Genomic DNA, 14,946 nt, shown 5'->3' with positions numbered 1-14,946 from the left:
CCGCAGGATGACTGTCTTAACCGATAGTTATCACAATCCTGCGGTTTCGATGCACAAGCTTCTTCTGTCACTTCTGCTGTTTGTTTCGCAAGTCACCCATGCGACTGACTCCCCTCTGATCGGCCGGTTGGCCTCTACTCCGGTTCAGCCCTTTAACCAGCAGATCCGCACTGCCCAGAGCCAGCCCTGGGTGATGGATTATCGCCAAGTGGCGCGCCGCTTTATCGGCCAGAGCATCCCCGATGCACAGATCCAAAGCCAGCCGCTTGGCAGCGATATGGTGCTGACCATTACGCTGGCCGGTACGCAGGGAGAGCGTCTTTACCTGCTCACCCTCTACCGGCAAAACCGGCTGTGGCTGCTGCGCCATGCCGAAACCGGCTGGCTCTGCCAGGATGAGCCGGCCTACCGACCCTTCCCCTGTCCACCAGCGCCTAGCGCCAGACGATAAAAAAACCGGCCATGGTGGCCGGTTTTTTAAGCAGAGCGTCGGTTACGGACGGTAGACCTTGACGTTGTCAAAGCCCTTCTCTTTGAGATAGAGCGCCTGCAGTTTGCTCATGACGCCACGGTCGCAATAGAGCAGGTAAGTCTTGTCACGGGGCAGATCGCCAAAGGCGGTGGCGAGCTTGAAGAACGGAATATGCAGCACCTCGCGTCCTTCTACCAGCAGCGGATTGTCATCGCGCTCATCGACCGAGCGGATATCAAGGATCACTTCGTTCTCGCTGGTCTCGGCGGTGGTCTCCACTTCCTGCACCTGCTCGGCGGTCTCTTCACCGATACGGCGGATATCGAGATAACGCGCTTCGTCCACCACCTTGTCGAGAATGGCGAAATCAAAGTTCTGCTCTTCGGCTTCGATGCGGGCCAGATCCGCCTTCACTGTGGGCTTCTTGGAAATCACACCGCAATACTCCGGCATGGTTTCAGCAAACTCCAGCGTGCCGATCTGGCGCGACAGGTTCATGATGTCCGGCTTATCCCAGGTGATCAGCGGGCGCAGGATCACCTTGTCGGTCACCCTGTCAATCACGTTGAGGTTGGTCAGGGTCTGGCTCGACACCTGACCGACACACTCACCGGTCACCAGTGCCGGGATCTGGAAGCGGTCGGCAATGTTGGCCGCAGCACGCATCATCATGCGCTTGAGCACCACGCCCATCTGACCGTTGTCGATCTTCTCCAGGATCTCGGCCACCACCGGCTCGAAATCGACCGCAGTAAAACGCACCCGGTGGGATGAGCCAAAGCGGCTCCACAGGTGATAGGCCACCTGCTTGACACCAATCTCATGGGCCGCGCCGCCGAGATTAAAGAAGCAGTAATGTACGCGGCAGCCGCGCTTGATGAACTGATAAGACGCAACGCCCGAGTCAAAGCCGCCGGAGAGCAGGCTCAGCACATCTTCCTGCGTGGCAATCGGCATCCCGCCCAGGCCGTGGTGAATGGCACTGACGATAAAGAGCTCTTCGCCGTCGATCTCGAGGTTAATCTGCACATCAGGGTTTTTCAGGCGCACGCCAGCACTGTCACAGTGTTGGTTCAGACCGCCGCCCACATAACGCTCAATCTCGAGCGAGGAGAACTCGTGCTTACCGTGGCGCTTGGCGCGAACGCAGAAGGTCTTGCCTGCCAGTTTGTCGCCCCACACGGCTTTGACCTGCTCGAAGATATCGTGCAGATCAGTAAATTTGCTGGCTTGCACCTCGAGAAACGCCTGAATACCGGGGATGCAGGCGAGCGCCTCGATGGTCTGCTCGAGGAACTGATCGTTGCGCGAACTCACCACCAGCTTGTCCCAATCCATGCGCACCCGGGCATCGTCGTCGAAACGGCGCAGCACATTGCGGATGTTGCCCTGCAGGATCTTGATAAAGCGCTGGCGTACCGACTTGCTTTTGATGGTGATTTCCGGGAACAGCTTGATGATGAACTTCATGGGTAAACTCGGGTGAGCTGAAACAAGGGCGCGGATTATAGCAAACCTGTTCCCGCTGACATAGTGACGGTGTGGATATTATCTCACCAGCGAGGGTTCATTCTGAGTGATGTTCGCTCACAATACCCCTGGAAGGACCCATCAGGGATGATCACATGCACAAATACGTTTGCCATCACGTCCTGGGTTGGGCGCGCGCCGGCAATTTGCGAGCCTGCCAGCGAGCCGCTATAGTGCGGGCCTCGCGCAGCAACCGATCACCGTCATGAAGACCTTTATCTACTATCCGGGCATGGAAGTTCGGGACGAGCTTTGGCTGAAATTTGCCCTGCTCTGGCTAGAGCAGCTCGCCTTTGTCTTCACTGTCAGTGAAAAAAGCGGGCTGCTTGGCGCCCTCGGTACCCTGGGCGAGCAGAGCGACCTGCTGGCGCCGCCCCCCAGTGCGCCGTTTTTTGGTAGCGTGACGCCTGGCGTATTGACCCAACTCTCCAGCCTGCTGGCCCCCGATTTCGTCCGCCATAAGGTCTATGGCAACCGCGAGCTTATCCATCGCTGGCGCGAGGGGCGCAACCATGACTGCTTTTGCCCCGAGCAGGCCGGTCTTGAGGCGTTGCACCGTTTTTGTATCGAGCACGGGTTTGCCACGCCCGTTCCGGGGGGCCTCTTGATGGCGCGCCGGCTGGCTAATCTGCTGTCAATGCGCCTGGCCCGCGACTGGGCACTGGCCAATGGCGGCGTGCTTATCACCGATCACGACTACCTCGACCGGCTGTTGCACCTGCTGGAATCACGCTATCACCATCGTGGTGGGCAGGACTGTTTTCTTGTCGAGATTGGCCTGCCGGTCCCGCGCGAGCTGGCGCAACTGCCGGTCGATGAACTGCTCAATCTTCGCCGCAGGCAGGGCTATCGCAGCGCACTCTCCCACTTTCACCAGACCCTCGAAGCGCTGCTTGATATGCTCGACTCGGGCTACCCGGACGTGGGATTGCTGGAGCACTTTCTGACCGCCCGCGCCACCTTGGCCGCCTTTATGGGACCGGACGCGGTGCAGATCCCCCTGTGCCTCTCGGCCAGCACACGGCTAGCGGCCATGCCGATGATCCATGCCCTGCGCGATTATCGCGGTCCCCATTGTGACGGGCTCACCACCTTGCAGTTTCAACCGGTGAAAAAGAGCCATTTTCTGCACCAGCGCAGCCGCCACGGTTTTACTCGCCTTGGTAATCTGCGCCAGCAGGGATAAGTGCCCGGCGTCTTCGCATCCGACATCCCGTTCACTGCCCCAAAAAAAAAAACGGGGCGGCCCATGTCGCCCCACTGCATTGTCTATACGCTTTGTTGCCCGATTGCCTTACTCGGCGGTGGCCATCTGCCAGGTTTTAAAGCCACCGGAGAGGTTTTTCGCCTTAAAGCCATGCTGCACCAGCATGCGGGTGGCCACATGACCCCGTAGCCCCACCTGACAACTGATGATGAGCTCTTTATCTTTGGGCAGCTCGCCAAGGCGGCCGCGCAGCTCATCGAGGGGAATATTTATGGCTCCGGGAATACGCCCCAGTTTTTCCAGCTCGCCGGGGTTGCGCACATCCAGCACCAGCTGATCGGGGCGCAGTGCTTGCACGTCGCTAACGTGACACACTGGGGAGTCCCCCTTCAGATGATTACTCGCCACAAAGCCGGCCATGTTGATGACGTCCTTGGCCGAGCCAAAGGGCGGCGCGTAGGTGAGCTCCAAATCCTGCAGCTGATAGACCGTCATGCCAGCGCGCTGGGCCACCGCCAAGACGTCGATCCGCTTGTCGATGCCATCTTTGCCCACCGCTTGAGCCCCCAGGATCCGGCCATCCGGAGCAAACAGCAGCTTGAGGCTGACCGGCTGCGCCCCAGGGTAGTAACCGGCGTGACTGCCCGGATGGACATAAACCTTTTCATAGGCCATACCGAGCTGACGCAGCCGCTTTTCGTTAAGTCCGGTGCAGGCTACCGCCAAGTCAAACACCTTGCAGATCGCCGTCCCCTGCGTCTTGTGATACTGCTCGCTGCGCCCCAGCATATTGTCAGCCGCGATCCGCCCCTGCCGGTTAGCCGGGCCAGCCAGCGGCACCAGAGCCGGCTCGCCGGTGACAAAATCGAGCTCTTCAATGGCATCACCCACCGCGAAAATATCCGGATCCGAGGTGCGCATGTCGGCATCGACCTTGATGCCACCGCGCGGTCCAAGTTCAAGCCCGGCCTTTGATGCAAGCAGGGTCTCGGGTTTCACACCAATGGCCAGGATGATCAGGCCCGTATCAAGGGTCGAGCCATCCCCCAGATGTAACCGCAGGCCAGCCGGTTCGATATGCTCAATGGCATTGAGACCGGTGCGAAGCCGCAGACTGACCCCGGCTTCGCGGATGCGGGCATGCAGCATGGCGGCCATCTCCCGATCCACTGGCGCCATCACCTGATCAGAAAGCTCCAGCAAGGTGACCGGCAAGCCGCGCTGATGCAGCGCCTCCATCATCTCGAGGCCGATAAAACCGCCGCCGACGACCGTGACATGCTCTGGCCGGTTGTGCGCCAGCGCGGCCAGAATGCGGTCCATGTCGGGAATATTGCGCAGCGTCAGCACCCCCGGTGCATCGATGCCCGGCAATGGCGGGCGAACTGGTGCTGCACCAGGGCTTAGCAGCAGCTTGTCGTAGTGCTCCTGATACTCTTCACCGCGCGCCAGATCGCGCACCCGAATCGTGCGGGCAGCCCGGTCAATGGCGACGACGTCACTGAACACCCGCACCTCGACGTTGAAACGGCGCTTGAAGCTCTGGGGGGTTTGCAACAGGAGGGCATCGCGCGACGGGATATCGCCGCCGATGTGATAAGGCAGGCCGCAGTTGGCAAAGCTGATAAATTCACCGCGTTCAAACACAATGATCTCGGCATGCTCGTCCATACGACGAGCCCGGGCCGCGGCCGAAGCACCGCCGGCCACACCACCGACAATCAGGATCCGCGTCATGATAAAGCCTCCGTTTCCATAGGGTTGCAATAAATTAGATCTTTCTAATTTACATTTCAACGAAATTTCGTTTCCACATCATTTGGAGTATTCTGACTCTCTGGAATGTCAACAGGATGTTATCTGGCCCATGTCCTCCACCGCCCTGAGTGTGCTCACACCCCTGCGCCCCATGCCACTGTTCTTTCGCCTGGATATGCGAAGCCAGCGACTGGTGGCACTGACCGATGTGATGCAGACGCCGCTCTACTGGCTCGATGAACCGCGCCAGCCTTGGCCGGCCCAGTTGCCGCAGGTGTTGCGTGAACCCATTGAAGCCCAGCTTTACAGTGGCAGTGGCGGTCAGCTACGCATCCAGGCCCTGGGCCGTGAATGGCTGGTGTCGCTCTCCCCCGAGCAGGGCAACTTTTGGCTGGTCTGCCTGCAGCAAAGCCGCCACCTCGAGCCGCCCGACCTCGCTCTGCTGCTACCCAAACTCGGCCAACTGGCCAGCCGTGGTCAGCAGGCCGCCATGTTGGCGGCCCTGCGTGATGGTGCAGAGGCCGACCGCTTGATCGTCTGGCATTTCGACGACGGCGACCTATTGACCCCTATCTATCAGCTGGGCGTCAAGGGTGCCCTGTTCCCATTCAAGGGGGATAGCCGCTACCTGCGCACCTTGCGCAGCCGCGGCTCGCTCAGTTTTTCCGAGTGCACGCACCAGCCAATGCTGGCGCAGCACACCTATCTTGCCGGGCACGGCGTTTGTTCGCGCCTTGATGCGGCCCTCAAAGAGGGCGAGCGCTTACTGGGCATGGTATCCCTCGAATACCTCACACCCATGCCGATAAGCGACGATTTGCTGCAGCTGGCACGTTACTGCGCTCAGCAGCTGGGACAATGGCAACCGGCCAGCGAGTCGCAGCCCAACCCGGTAGAAGAGCCGAGTGCAGATTGTCCACTGCTCTACAGCACCGGCATCGACTACTGCCGTAACCTGCTCGGTTGGTGTCAACGCCAGGCCAAGGTACAAAGCGGCTGGGTGGGTGAATACCAGGTGCGCCATGACACGCTCTGGATCATCCCGCGCTACATGGAGATGGATGGTGAGCCGCAACCGGCGCCACCGATGGCATTAGAGCCCGGCCCCTCTCAGGAGGTCCTTGATGCCGGCCAAGCCCTTTATATCGACAATATCGCCAGCCGCTATCCGCAGGCGCACAAATTGAACGCCACCGGGGCCGCCGCCTATTTGGGGGTGCCACTCAAAGCGCCCGATGGCCGGGTCATGGGGCAGATCACCCTGTTGCTGGCCGAGCCGCTCGACGAGCCGCTGCCGCTGATGGATCGCCTGATTGAGCTTGGCCCCCGCACCGCCATCGAAATTGAGCGACTGGCCAACGAAGATGCTCTGCGCCTGGCGGAGGTGGCCTTTGAAACCTATGAGGCACTGCTGGTCTGTGACATGCGCGGTGAAGTGCTCAAGGTCAACCGCGCCTTTACCCGTATCAGTGGCTTTACGCCGGGCGATGTGTTGTGGCAGCCGGTCAGACGGCTGCGCCCGAGCTACTACGGTGATGACCTGCCCAGCCGCATCGAAGGAGCGGTGCTAACCCAAGGCTACTGGCGCGGTGAAGAGCAGTGTCTTAACAAAGAGGGACGCCTGTTTCCGGTGCGACTGCAAGTCAGCGGCGTCTTCTCGCCACTGGGCAATCTCACCCACTATGTGTGCAGTTTCACCGACATCACCCAGGAGCGTGAAGCGCAGCAATATATCCAGCGTCTGGCTTACTTTGATGAGCTGACCGGGCTCAGTAACCGCAGCAGCATGCTGGCCAGTCTCAAGAGCGCCCTGCAAGGCCAAGATGGTCAGTGGGGGGCACTGCTGCATCTGGATCTCGACAACTTCAAGGCGATCAACGACTCTCTTGGCCACAAGGCGGGCGATGAACTGCTCAAGGCCGTGGTAGAGCGCCTGCACAGCCTGCCACAAGAAAATCTGGTGCTTGGCAGAAGCTCGGGGGACGAGTTCTTGCTGCTGTTTACCGCGCTGGGGAACGGGTTGGTCACGGCCAAGATTCTGGCCGAGCACTTTACCCGCGAGGTGATCGGACTGTTTCGTCAGCCTTTTACTATCGCCGAGAACAAACTGCACTGCTCGGCCAGCATTGGTGTGAGCCTGTTCAGTGCCGGCGAGCTCGACTATTTGACCGTCTTGCAGCAGGCCGACACGGCTTCACATATGGCCAAGCGAACCGGCCAGGGCCAGTTTGCTTTCTTCACGCCGCGCATGGCCGAGCAGGAAAAAAGCCGCCTTGCCATCAACAACCAGCTGCGCGATGCCCTGCGCCATGATGAGTTTTTGCTGCATTTTCAGCCTCAGTTCCGTGTCGATAGCGGGGCGCTGAGCGGGGTTGAAGCACTGCTACGCTGGCAGCGGCCCGATGGCAGTATGATTCCGCCCGGCGAATTTATTCCGGTGGCCGAAGAGAGCGGTCTTATCGAAGATTTGGGCTTTTGGGTGCTGAAAAGCGCCTGTGCCCAATTTGCCCACTGGCTCAGTCGCGGCATCGAGATCCCCCAGCTGTCGGTTAACGTCAGTGCCCGCCAGTTCCATAATCCCTCGTTCCTGACCCAGGTAGAGTACGTGCTGCGCGACACCGGACTGCCACCCTCGCGCCTGATGCTGGAAATCACCGAGTCGGTGATCCTTGAGCAGCGCGAAGAGGGGATTACCCGGATGAACCGACTCAAAGAGCTTGGTGTACTGCTCTCGATTGACGATTTTGGCACCGGCTACTCGTCGCTGGCTTATCTGCGCGATCTGCCCGCCGATGAGGTCAAGCTCGATCGCACTTTTATCCAGACACTGGCTCACAGCGTGCAAGACCGGGCACTGGTGCGCGCCATCGTCGAGCTCTCAAGGGTGTTCCACTTCACCGTGATTGCCGAAGGGGTGGAAGAAGAGGCCCAACTGCGGGTGCTCGGCGAAATCGGGTGCCAGCACTTTCAGGGGTTCTTGCGCTGTCGCCCGCTACCGGTTCGCGCCCTTGAGGAGTACCTCGGTATCGAGGCCACGGGTGATCGCAATCCGGTTTTGCCCTAAAATGGCAGGCAAAATGAATATCTGGAGCTCACTATGTCTGTGATTGGTCGGATCCACTCAGTGGAGACCTGCGGTACTGTCGACGGACCCGGGATCCGTTTCATCGTCTTTTTGCAGGGCTGCCTGATGCGCTGCAAGTATTGCCACAACCGCGACACCTGGGACACCGATGGTGGCCGCGAAGTGACCGTACCCGAGCTGATGAAAGACATCACCAGCTATCGCCACTTTATTAATGCCTCGGGCGGTGGGGTGACCGCCTCCGGGGGCGAGGCCATGCTGCAACAGGCCTTTGTCGCCGAGCTGTTTGCCGCCTGTAAGGCTGAAGGTATTCATACCTGCCTTGATACAAACGGCTTTGTGCGCAACTACGACGCGCAGCTCGACGCCGTGTTGGCCGTGACCGATCTGGTCCTGCTCGACATCAAGCAGATCAACGACGACAAGCATATTCCGCTGACCCACGTCAGTAATCGCTACACCCTCGAGTTCGCCCGTCATCTAGCCCGCCTTGGCAAGAAGATGTGGATTCGTTACGTGGTGGTGCCCACCTGGACCGACGATGACGAGAGCGCCGAAGGACTGGGCCGCTTTATCGCCGAGTTGGGCGATTGCGTCGAAAAAATTGAGTTGCTGCCCTACCATGAACTGGGCAAGCACAAGTGGGAAGTGCTGGGCGATACCTATGAACTCGGTGAAATCCATCCGCCTAAAAAAGATACCATGGAGCGGATCAAAGGGATCTTGAGTCAGTATCACCCCAACGTGAAATATTAAGTTGCGTGCGCCCAAGGGCGCACGTTTCGTTTCTAGCGAGGGAGACAGGCATGGATGCCAGCCACCGAGCCCCATTGACCAGCGACGTGCTCATCACTGATGGTGAGCTGGCGGCACTGCTGCTGGGCGCCCTGTTTATCCTGCTTAGCCAGCGGCGCAGTCAGTGGCAGCAACTGCTCACCACTGCCCTTTATCAGCGCCTGCTGCTGGGCTCTGCCCTTTGCTTGGTACCGCTGTGGCTGCTGCGCGCCGGGCTGCACGATGGGCTCACTGTCCACTTTCTTGGGATCACCCCCCTCACCCTGCTGCTGGGCTGGCGCCTGGCGCTGGTGGCCGCGACCTTGCCGCTGCTGATGCTGTGCGCGTTTGCCATCGACAACGGATCACTGCTCGGCAGCACGCTGCTCTTTACCATCCTGCTGCCCGTGCTGGTGAGTGAAGGCGTGCGCATGGCCAGCCGCCGCTGGCTCACCCGCCATCTGTTTGTCTATCTGTTTGTCGTGGCCTTTCTTGGCGGTGCGCTCACTATGGCGGTCCATGTGCTCACGACTGCGGGTTGGATGCTGTGGCAAGCGCACTACAGCTGGCAGATTGTCAGCGATCACTATCTGGCCATCCTGCCGCTGCTGCTGTTTCCCGAAGCCTTGCTCAGTGGCATGAGCACCACGCTGCTGGTGGTCTATCGCCCACACTGGGTAGCGACCTTCTATGATCGGGAATATCTGGGACCGTGATGGTTTATCCAGACTCATGGTTGTCTGCTGCCACACCATTGCCTATCGTATGCGCTTTTGTTGGCAGGATCAGGCGCCAGCGCAGCAGGTGTCTCCCACCCATTGCCGCGAACCTGATATGCTGCCCCGTCACCAACCTTGTGATCACGCGAAGAGATTCAGCATGAACATCATCAACACCGCCATTGCAGGCGTTTTTATCATCGAGCCGAAGGTCTTTGGCGACGAACGCGGCTTTTTCTTCGAGAGCTTTAACCAGCAGCGTTTTGAGGCCGCCGTCGGCGCACCGGTCAACTTTGTGCAGGACAACCACTCCAAGTCGGCCAAGGGGGTACTGCGCGGTCTGCACTATCAGCTGGCGCCCCACGCTCAGGGCAAGCTGGTGCGCTGCGTAGCTGGCGAGGTGTATGATGTGGCCGTGGATATTCGCAAAGACAGCCCCACCTTTGGCCAGTGGGTCGGCGTTCACTTAAGTGGCGACAACAAGCGCCAACTGTGGATCCCGGCCGGGCTCGCCCACGGTTTTGTGACCTTGAGCGAGCACGCCGAGTTTCTCTACAAAACCACCGATTACTATGCGCCGCAGAGCGAGCGCAGCATCGCCTGGAACGATCCGGCGATTGGCATTGAGTGGCCAGCCATGGATGCGCCGCTGCTGCTCTCGGAAAAGGATCGGCTGGCGGTGCGCCTGCAGGACGCCGAGCTGGTGTGACCCGCTGGGTTAAACGCCGATAAACCAAGGCCATCCCGAGGGATGGCCTTGTTGATTTTACGCAGCACTCACACGGTGCGCGGCTTGAGGTGGGCGTGCCAGCGTTTTTCGAGTTTGCGAAACAGCCAGACAATCACAAAGGTGATCAGCATGTAGAGCATGCCGGCGGTGAGGAATGCTTCAAACGGGCTGTAGTAGCGGGCATTAATAATGCGCGCCGCACCGGTCAAATCAACGATGGTGATAATGCCTGCCACCGCCGAGCCCTGCAGCATAAAGATCACCTCGTTGCTGTAGGCCGGCAGCGCACGGCGAAACGAGTTGGGCAGGATGATGCGAGTCAGGCATTGCCAGCGGCTCATACCAAACGCCAGCGCCGCCTCAATCTGCCCTTTGGGCATGTTGTGCACCGCGCCGCGCACAATCTCGGCGGTGTAGGCACCGGTATTTAACGTAAAGGCCAGTAGTGCGCAGAACCAGGCTTGGGAGAAGAGATCCCAGGCGATGCTTTGACGCAGCCAGGGCCACTGGGAAGCGCCGTAATAGATGATAAACAGCTGCACGAGCAGCGGCGTGCCGCGAAAGAAGTAGATATAGGCCCAGATCGGAAAGCGGATAAACCAGTTACGGCTGGTGCGCAGCACACCAAGGGGCACCGCCAGCAACAGGCCAAAGATGAGCGAGACCAGCACCAGCCAGACGGTGGTGTAAAACCCCTCCCAGTAGGTCGGCCACTCCTTGAGAATGATCGAAAAGTCCATGGGTTACCTCGCCTTGATGGAGTAGTGGCGCTCGGCCCACTTAAGCAGTGAGGTAGAGACCGCGGTAAAGACCAGGAAGATGAGTGCTACCGCCATATAGAAGGTAAATGGCAGTTGGGTCGAGCCGGCAGCAAGCGACGCCTTGCGCACCATGTCATCCAGACCGATGACCGACACCAAGGCTGTGGTTTTTAACAGCACCAGCCAGTTGTTGCCAAAGCCCGGCAGGGCATGGCGCATCATCTGCGGAAACAGAATGCGCACAAATACCTGAACCGGCCGCATGCCAAAAGCGCGAGCTGCTTCCAGCTCACCTTTGTCCACCGCCAAGATAGCGCCACGGAAGGTCTCGGCCATGTAGGCGCCGAAGATAAAACCGATGGTCGCCACACCGGCCGCAAAGGGGCTGATGTCGATGTAATCGGGAACCAGTGACACCCACTCTTGATCCGGATTGCTCTGGGTCAGCCAGGCGTTGTACGTCTCGTTAATCCAGCCAAGCGCGTTGTTGATGAGCAACTGGCCACCAAAGTAGAGCAGCATCATCAACACCAGATCGGGAATGCCACGAATAATGGTGGTGTAGAGATCCGCCAGCGAGCGGGCAACACGATAAGGGGAGAGCTTGGCCAGTGCACCCAGCATACCGAGCAACATCGCCAGCAGCAGCGAGAAGATCGCCACCTGCAGTGTGATGCCGGCCCCTTCGAGCAGTGAACCTTCGTAGCCTTTCAAATCGAACATGGGCAACTCCATTGAATTCGGGCCCAAAACGGGCCCGAATCGCATGCAGAGCAGAGCGGCTTAGTTGCCGTAGACATCAAACTTAAAATACTTGTCATTGATTTCTTTGTACTTGCCATTGGCACGCAAGGCCAGGATGGCCTTGTTGAACTGCTCTTTCAGATCCTTGTCGGCTTTGCGCACGGCAATACCGGCACCTTCACCAAACCACTTGGGATCGGAGAGCTTGGGACCGACGAAGGCATAAGCATCACCGCCCTCTTTCTGGAACAGGCCGCTTTCCAGCGCAGCAGAATCAGCCAGCACATAGTTCAGACGACCCGCCTTCAGATCGAGGTAGGCCTCGTCATAGGTGCCGTAGCGCTTGATGGTCGCGTTCGGGAAGTTGTCGGTGATGTAGGAATCCATTGAGGTGGCGCGTTGCACACCCACCACTTTGCCATTCATAAACTCTTTGTCGAGTTTCAGCTCAGTGCCCTTCTTGGCGGCAAAGCTGGCCGGAACGTGTTGATACTTCTGGCTGAAATCGACCTTTTGCTTACGCTCTTCGGTGATGTCCATGGTCGCGATGATGGCATCGAACTTACGCGACATCAGCGCCGGGATCATGCCGTCCCAATCTTGCTTGACCAGGGTGCACTTGGCTTTCATCTCGGCGCACAGGGCATTGGCCATATCGATATCAAAGCCCTTAACCTCGCCGCTTGGCTCGGTCCAGGAGAAGGGGGGATAGGCGCCTTCAACACCGATACGAATCTGCTTCCACTCCTTGGCCATGACGCTGGTGGAGCTCATCACGGCCAGCACTGCGGCAGCCAGAACCATTTTTTTCATCATTTTCTCTCCTTGATGCAACGCGATTCCATCAGTAGATGGAGGATATGAACTGCTTGAAGCGCTCGGACCTGGGATTGGCAAAGATCTCTTTCGGATCGCCTTCTTCTTCTACCTTGCCCTGATGCAGGAACATCACTTTGTTGGAAACGTCACGGGCAAACGCCATTTCGTGAGTCACGACCAGCATGGTGCGGCCCTCTTCGGCCAGCTCGCGCATGACACCCAGCACCTCACCCACCAGCTCGGGGTCAAGGGCCGAGGTCGGCTCATCAAACAGCATCACCTCTGGATCAACTGCCAGGGCGCGGGCAATGGCGGCACGCTGCTGCTGACCACCGGAGAGGTGGCCCGGATAGTAATCCCGGCGCTCCCACAGACCCACCCGGTTGAGCAGATGCTCTGCCTTGGCAATGGCTTCGGCACGGGGCACCTTGAGCACCTGAATGGGGACTTCGATGATGTTTTGCATGATGGTCATGTGCGACCAGAGATTGAAACTTTGAAACACCATGGCCAGCTTGCTGCGAATACGCTCAACCTGGCGCATCTCTTCGGGAACGCGCTCGCCGCTACGTCCCTGTTTCATGCGGATCAGTTCGCCATGCAGCGCCACGCTGCCGGAAGACGGAGTTTCAAGCAGATTGATGCAGCGCAGAAAGGTCGATTTACCCGAGCCGGAGGAGCCGACCAGAGAGATCACGTCCCCCTTGCGAGCGGTCAGGTTGATCCCCTTGAGCACCTCGTGGGAACCAAAATATTTGTGCAGATCACGGACTTCCAGTGCGGCGACTTCGCTCATCCATTACAACCTTGTGTTGTCTATCCCTGAGATGGCCATCCTGGCCGACACAACGCGCGCAAAAGTTAACATTTACGCAACGATGTGGCACCTTCTGCGAAAGTATCATCGGGATGCTGAAAATACAACATTTCCCGCCTCTCTCCAGGGTTTTTGCCCGGACCGGCAGGACATTTCCAGAATTAAAATCGAAAAACGTGCATAAAAACACTATTGCCCGAGCGGAGAAAGGCGCGGATCATCCTTGCAGAATGCCATATTTTTCAAGGAAGAAAAGCATCCAACAGGGAAAAACACTGCTTTTCATGAAAATTCACGCTGGTCCCGACCGGATATGACTCATCATGACACAAGGGCGGGGTCGAATGAATATTCAGAGCCCTCACCACGGGTCAATGACCAATTGGGTTGCCTCTGTGGCGCTGGCACGGCAGGATAGGCACACCTGTCACCACCGCACCCCATGCCCGCTTGCCATGCTGTTTGATGCCCTGTTGATCCTGTTTCCCCTGTTTCTCGGATACCTGATCCCTCTCTCCTCCCCCCCACTTTTGAAGCTGATCAACCAGTTGCTGGGCAAGTTGGTCTACCTGATCCTGGCCCTGATGGGGGTGGGACTGGCCAATGTAGAAGGGCTATTTGCGCAACTTGCCACGCTTGGGCGCATCAGTGGAACCTTGCTCGGCTGCATCAGTGTCGCCAACCTGCTCGCGCTATGGTGGCTCGATCAGCGCCGTCGTCATACCCACAGCGTCACGTCACTACCCGCCCCCAGCAAATGGCGAATGATGGCCGAATCGATGAAGCTCGCACTGGTGGTGATCGCCGGCTTTGCGCTTGGCAGCCAGTTTGCCGCCGTGCGGGCCTTGCCAGTTGACCGCTTCAGTGAATGGGCCTTGATGCTACTGCTGCTGCTTATAGGTATCCAAATGAGAAACTTCGGCATGAGCCTGCGCCAAATTCTGCTCAACCGCTGGGGCCTGCAGATTGCCCTGTGTGTGTTACTCAGCAGTTGGGCCGGCGCCCTGGTTGCCAGCCTGCTGCTACCGCTCTCGGCCACGCAAGCACTGGCACTGGCGTCGAGCTTTGGCTGGTATTCACTGTCGGGGATCCTGGTGGCCGATAAACTTGGCCCCTTGATGGGGTCGGCGGCGTTTCTCAACGACCTTGGACGGGAACTGCTGGCGATTTTGCTGATCCCGGTGCTGATGCGACGCCATCCGTCGTCAGCCATCGGCTACAGCGGAGCAACCGCGCTCGACTTTACCCTGCCGGTCATTCAACGCTCAGGCGGTGTCGACGTCGTTCCGATTGCAGTGGTCTCGGGTTTTGTCTTAAGCCTGCTCGGTCCCATCCTGGTCCTGGGTTTCCTGGCCTGGCCTAGCTGACAAAATGGTATATTTGCGCGATTCGATTAATTAATTGCCGGGGTGATTTCTGCCCCGCATTAACAAATCCGTACAGGATTGCAGCATCGATACGGTACGGCCTGCTCTGGGCTTTGATGGTATTTTCATCGACCGCCCCTTAACAGAACAAACTCGTTGCAAG

At 58.6% G+C, this 14,946-nt stretch carries 13 protein-coding genes; 7 read left to right on the top strand and 6 right to left on the bottom strand.

The features are described 5' to 3' along the window. Positions 1-49: 49 nt before the first annotated feature. Positions 50-451 carry a hypothetical protein gene (locus tag BW958_RS01700; RefSeq protein WP_076574098.1) on the top strand — a complete coding sequence of 134 codons (402 nt, stop codon included), beginning with the start codon at positions 50-52 and terminating at the stop codon, positions 449-451. Between the two features lie 42 nt (positions 452-493). Here BW958_RS01700 and thiI read toward each other — a convergent pair whose 3' ends face one another. After that, positions 494-1,942, bottom strand: coding sequence for a tRNA uracil 4-sulfurtransferase ThiI (thiI, locus tag BW958_RS01695; RefSeq protein ID WP_076573686.1), 1,449 nt, complete (start codon positions 1,940-1,942; stop codon positions 494-496). A gap of 265 nt (positions 1,943-2,207) precedes the next feature. On the opposite strand from thiI, the gene BW958_RS01690 reads away from it, so the two are divergent. Beyond that, positions 2,208-3,188 (top strand): hypothetical protein, encoded by a 981-nt coding sequence (locus tag BW958_RS01690; protein ID WP_076573685.1) that lies wholly within the window; start codon positions 2,208-2,210, stop codon positions 3,186-3,188. A 108-nt stretch (positions 3,189-3,296) separates the two neighbouring features. Here BW958_RS01690 and BW958_RS01685 read toward each other — a convergent pair whose 3' ends face one another. Next, on the bottom strand, positions 3,297-4,946 hold the full coding sequence (locus BW958_RS01685; RefSeq protein ID WP_076573683.1) for an FAD-dependent oxidoreductase: 1,650 nt from the start codon (positions 4,944-4,946) through the stop codon (positions 3,297-3,299). Between the two features lie 130 nt (positions 4,947-5,076). Between BW958_RS01685 and BW958_RS01680 the strand changes: the two genes are divergently transcribed. The 4 genes from BW958_RS01680 to rfbC all read left to right on the top strand — a co-directional run bounded on the left by BW958_RS01680 (position 5,077) and on the right by rfbC (position 10,254). Next, a complete protein-coding gene (locus BW958_RS01680) occupies positions 5,077-8,031 on the top strand; it encodes a sensor domain-containing phosphodiesterase (protein WP_076573681.1) in 2,955 nt (984 codons plus the stop codon). Between the two features lie 33 nt (positions 8,032-8,064). Next, positions 8,065-8,808, top strand: coding sequence for a pyruvate formate lyase 1-activating protein (gene pflA / locus BW958_RS01675; RefSeq protein ID WP_076573679.1), 744 nt, complete (start codon positions 8,065-8,067; stop codon positions 8,806-8,808). A 92-nt stretch (positions 8,809-8,900) separates the two neighbouring features. Continuing rightward, the gene (locus BW958_RS01670) at positions 8,901-9,542 is read left to right on the top strand and encodes an energy-coupling factor ABC transporter permease (RefSeq protein ID WP_076574096.1); all 642 of its coding nucleotides are present in this window, start codon (positions 8,901-8,903) and stop codon (positions 9,540-9,542) included. A gap of 163 nt (positions 9,543-9,705) precedes the next feature. After that, the gene (gene rfbC, locus BW958_RS01665) at positions 9,706-10,254 is read left to right on the top strand and encodes a dTDP-4-dehydrorhamnose 3,5-epimerase (protein ID WP_076573677.1); all 549 of its coding nucleotides are present in this window, start codon (positions 9,706-9,708) and stop codon (positions 10,252-10,254) included. A gap of 68 nt (positions 10,255-10,322) precedes the next feature. On the opposite strand, the gene BW958_RS01660 is transcribed toward rfbC, so the two are convergent. The 4 genes from BW958_RS01660 to BW958_RS01645 are packed head-to-tail and all read right to left on the bottom strand — an operon-like array spanning position 10,323 to position 13,395. Further along, the gene (locus tag BW958_RS01660; RefSeq protein ID WP_076573675.1) at positions 10,323-11,015 is read right to left on the bottom strand and encodes an ABC transporter permease; all 693 of its coding nucleotides are present in this window, start codon (positions 11,013-11,015) and stop codon (positions 10,323-10,325) included. 3 nt (positions 11,016-11,018) lie between these two features. Beyond that, a complete protein-coding gene (locus tag BW958_RS01655; protein ID WP_076573673.1) occupies positions 11,019-11,759 on the bottom strand; it encodes an ABC transporter permease in 741 nt (246 codons plus the stop codon). 60 nt (positions 11,760-11,819) lie between these two features. Beyond that, positions 11,820-12,593: an ABC transporter substrate-binding protein gene (locus BW958_RS01650; protein ID WP_076574094.1), complete on the bottom strand. Its 774-nt coding sequence runs from the start codon at positions 12,591-12,593 to the stop codon at positions 11,820-11,822. 31 nt (positions 12,594-12,624) lie between these two features. Continuing rightward, complete coding sequence (locus BW958_RS01645; protein ID WP_076573671.1) at positions 12,625-13,395, bottom strand: ABC transporter ATP-binding protein; 771 nt, start codon at positions 13,393-13,395, stop codon at positions 12,625-12,627. Positions 13,396-13,871: 476 nt separating this feature from the next. Here BW958_RS01645 and BW958_RS01640 point away from each other — a divergent pair, with 476 nt between their 5' ends. Continuing rightward, positions 13,872-14,783 carry a LysO family transporter gene (locus BW958_RS01640; protein WP_076574092.1) on the top strand — a complete coding sequence of 304 codons (912 nt, stop codon included), beginning with the start codon at positions 13,872-13,874 and terminating at the stop codon, positions 14,781-14,783. Positions 14,784-14,946 lie beyond the last annotated feature (163 nt).

The organism is Aeromonas sp. RU39B, assembly GCF_900156095.1.
Taxonomy (GTDB): Bacteria; Pseudomonadota; Gammaproteobacteria; order Enterobacterales; family Aeromonadaceae; genus Aeromonas.
This window is presented reverse-complemented; position numbering and strand designations above follow the sequence as displayed.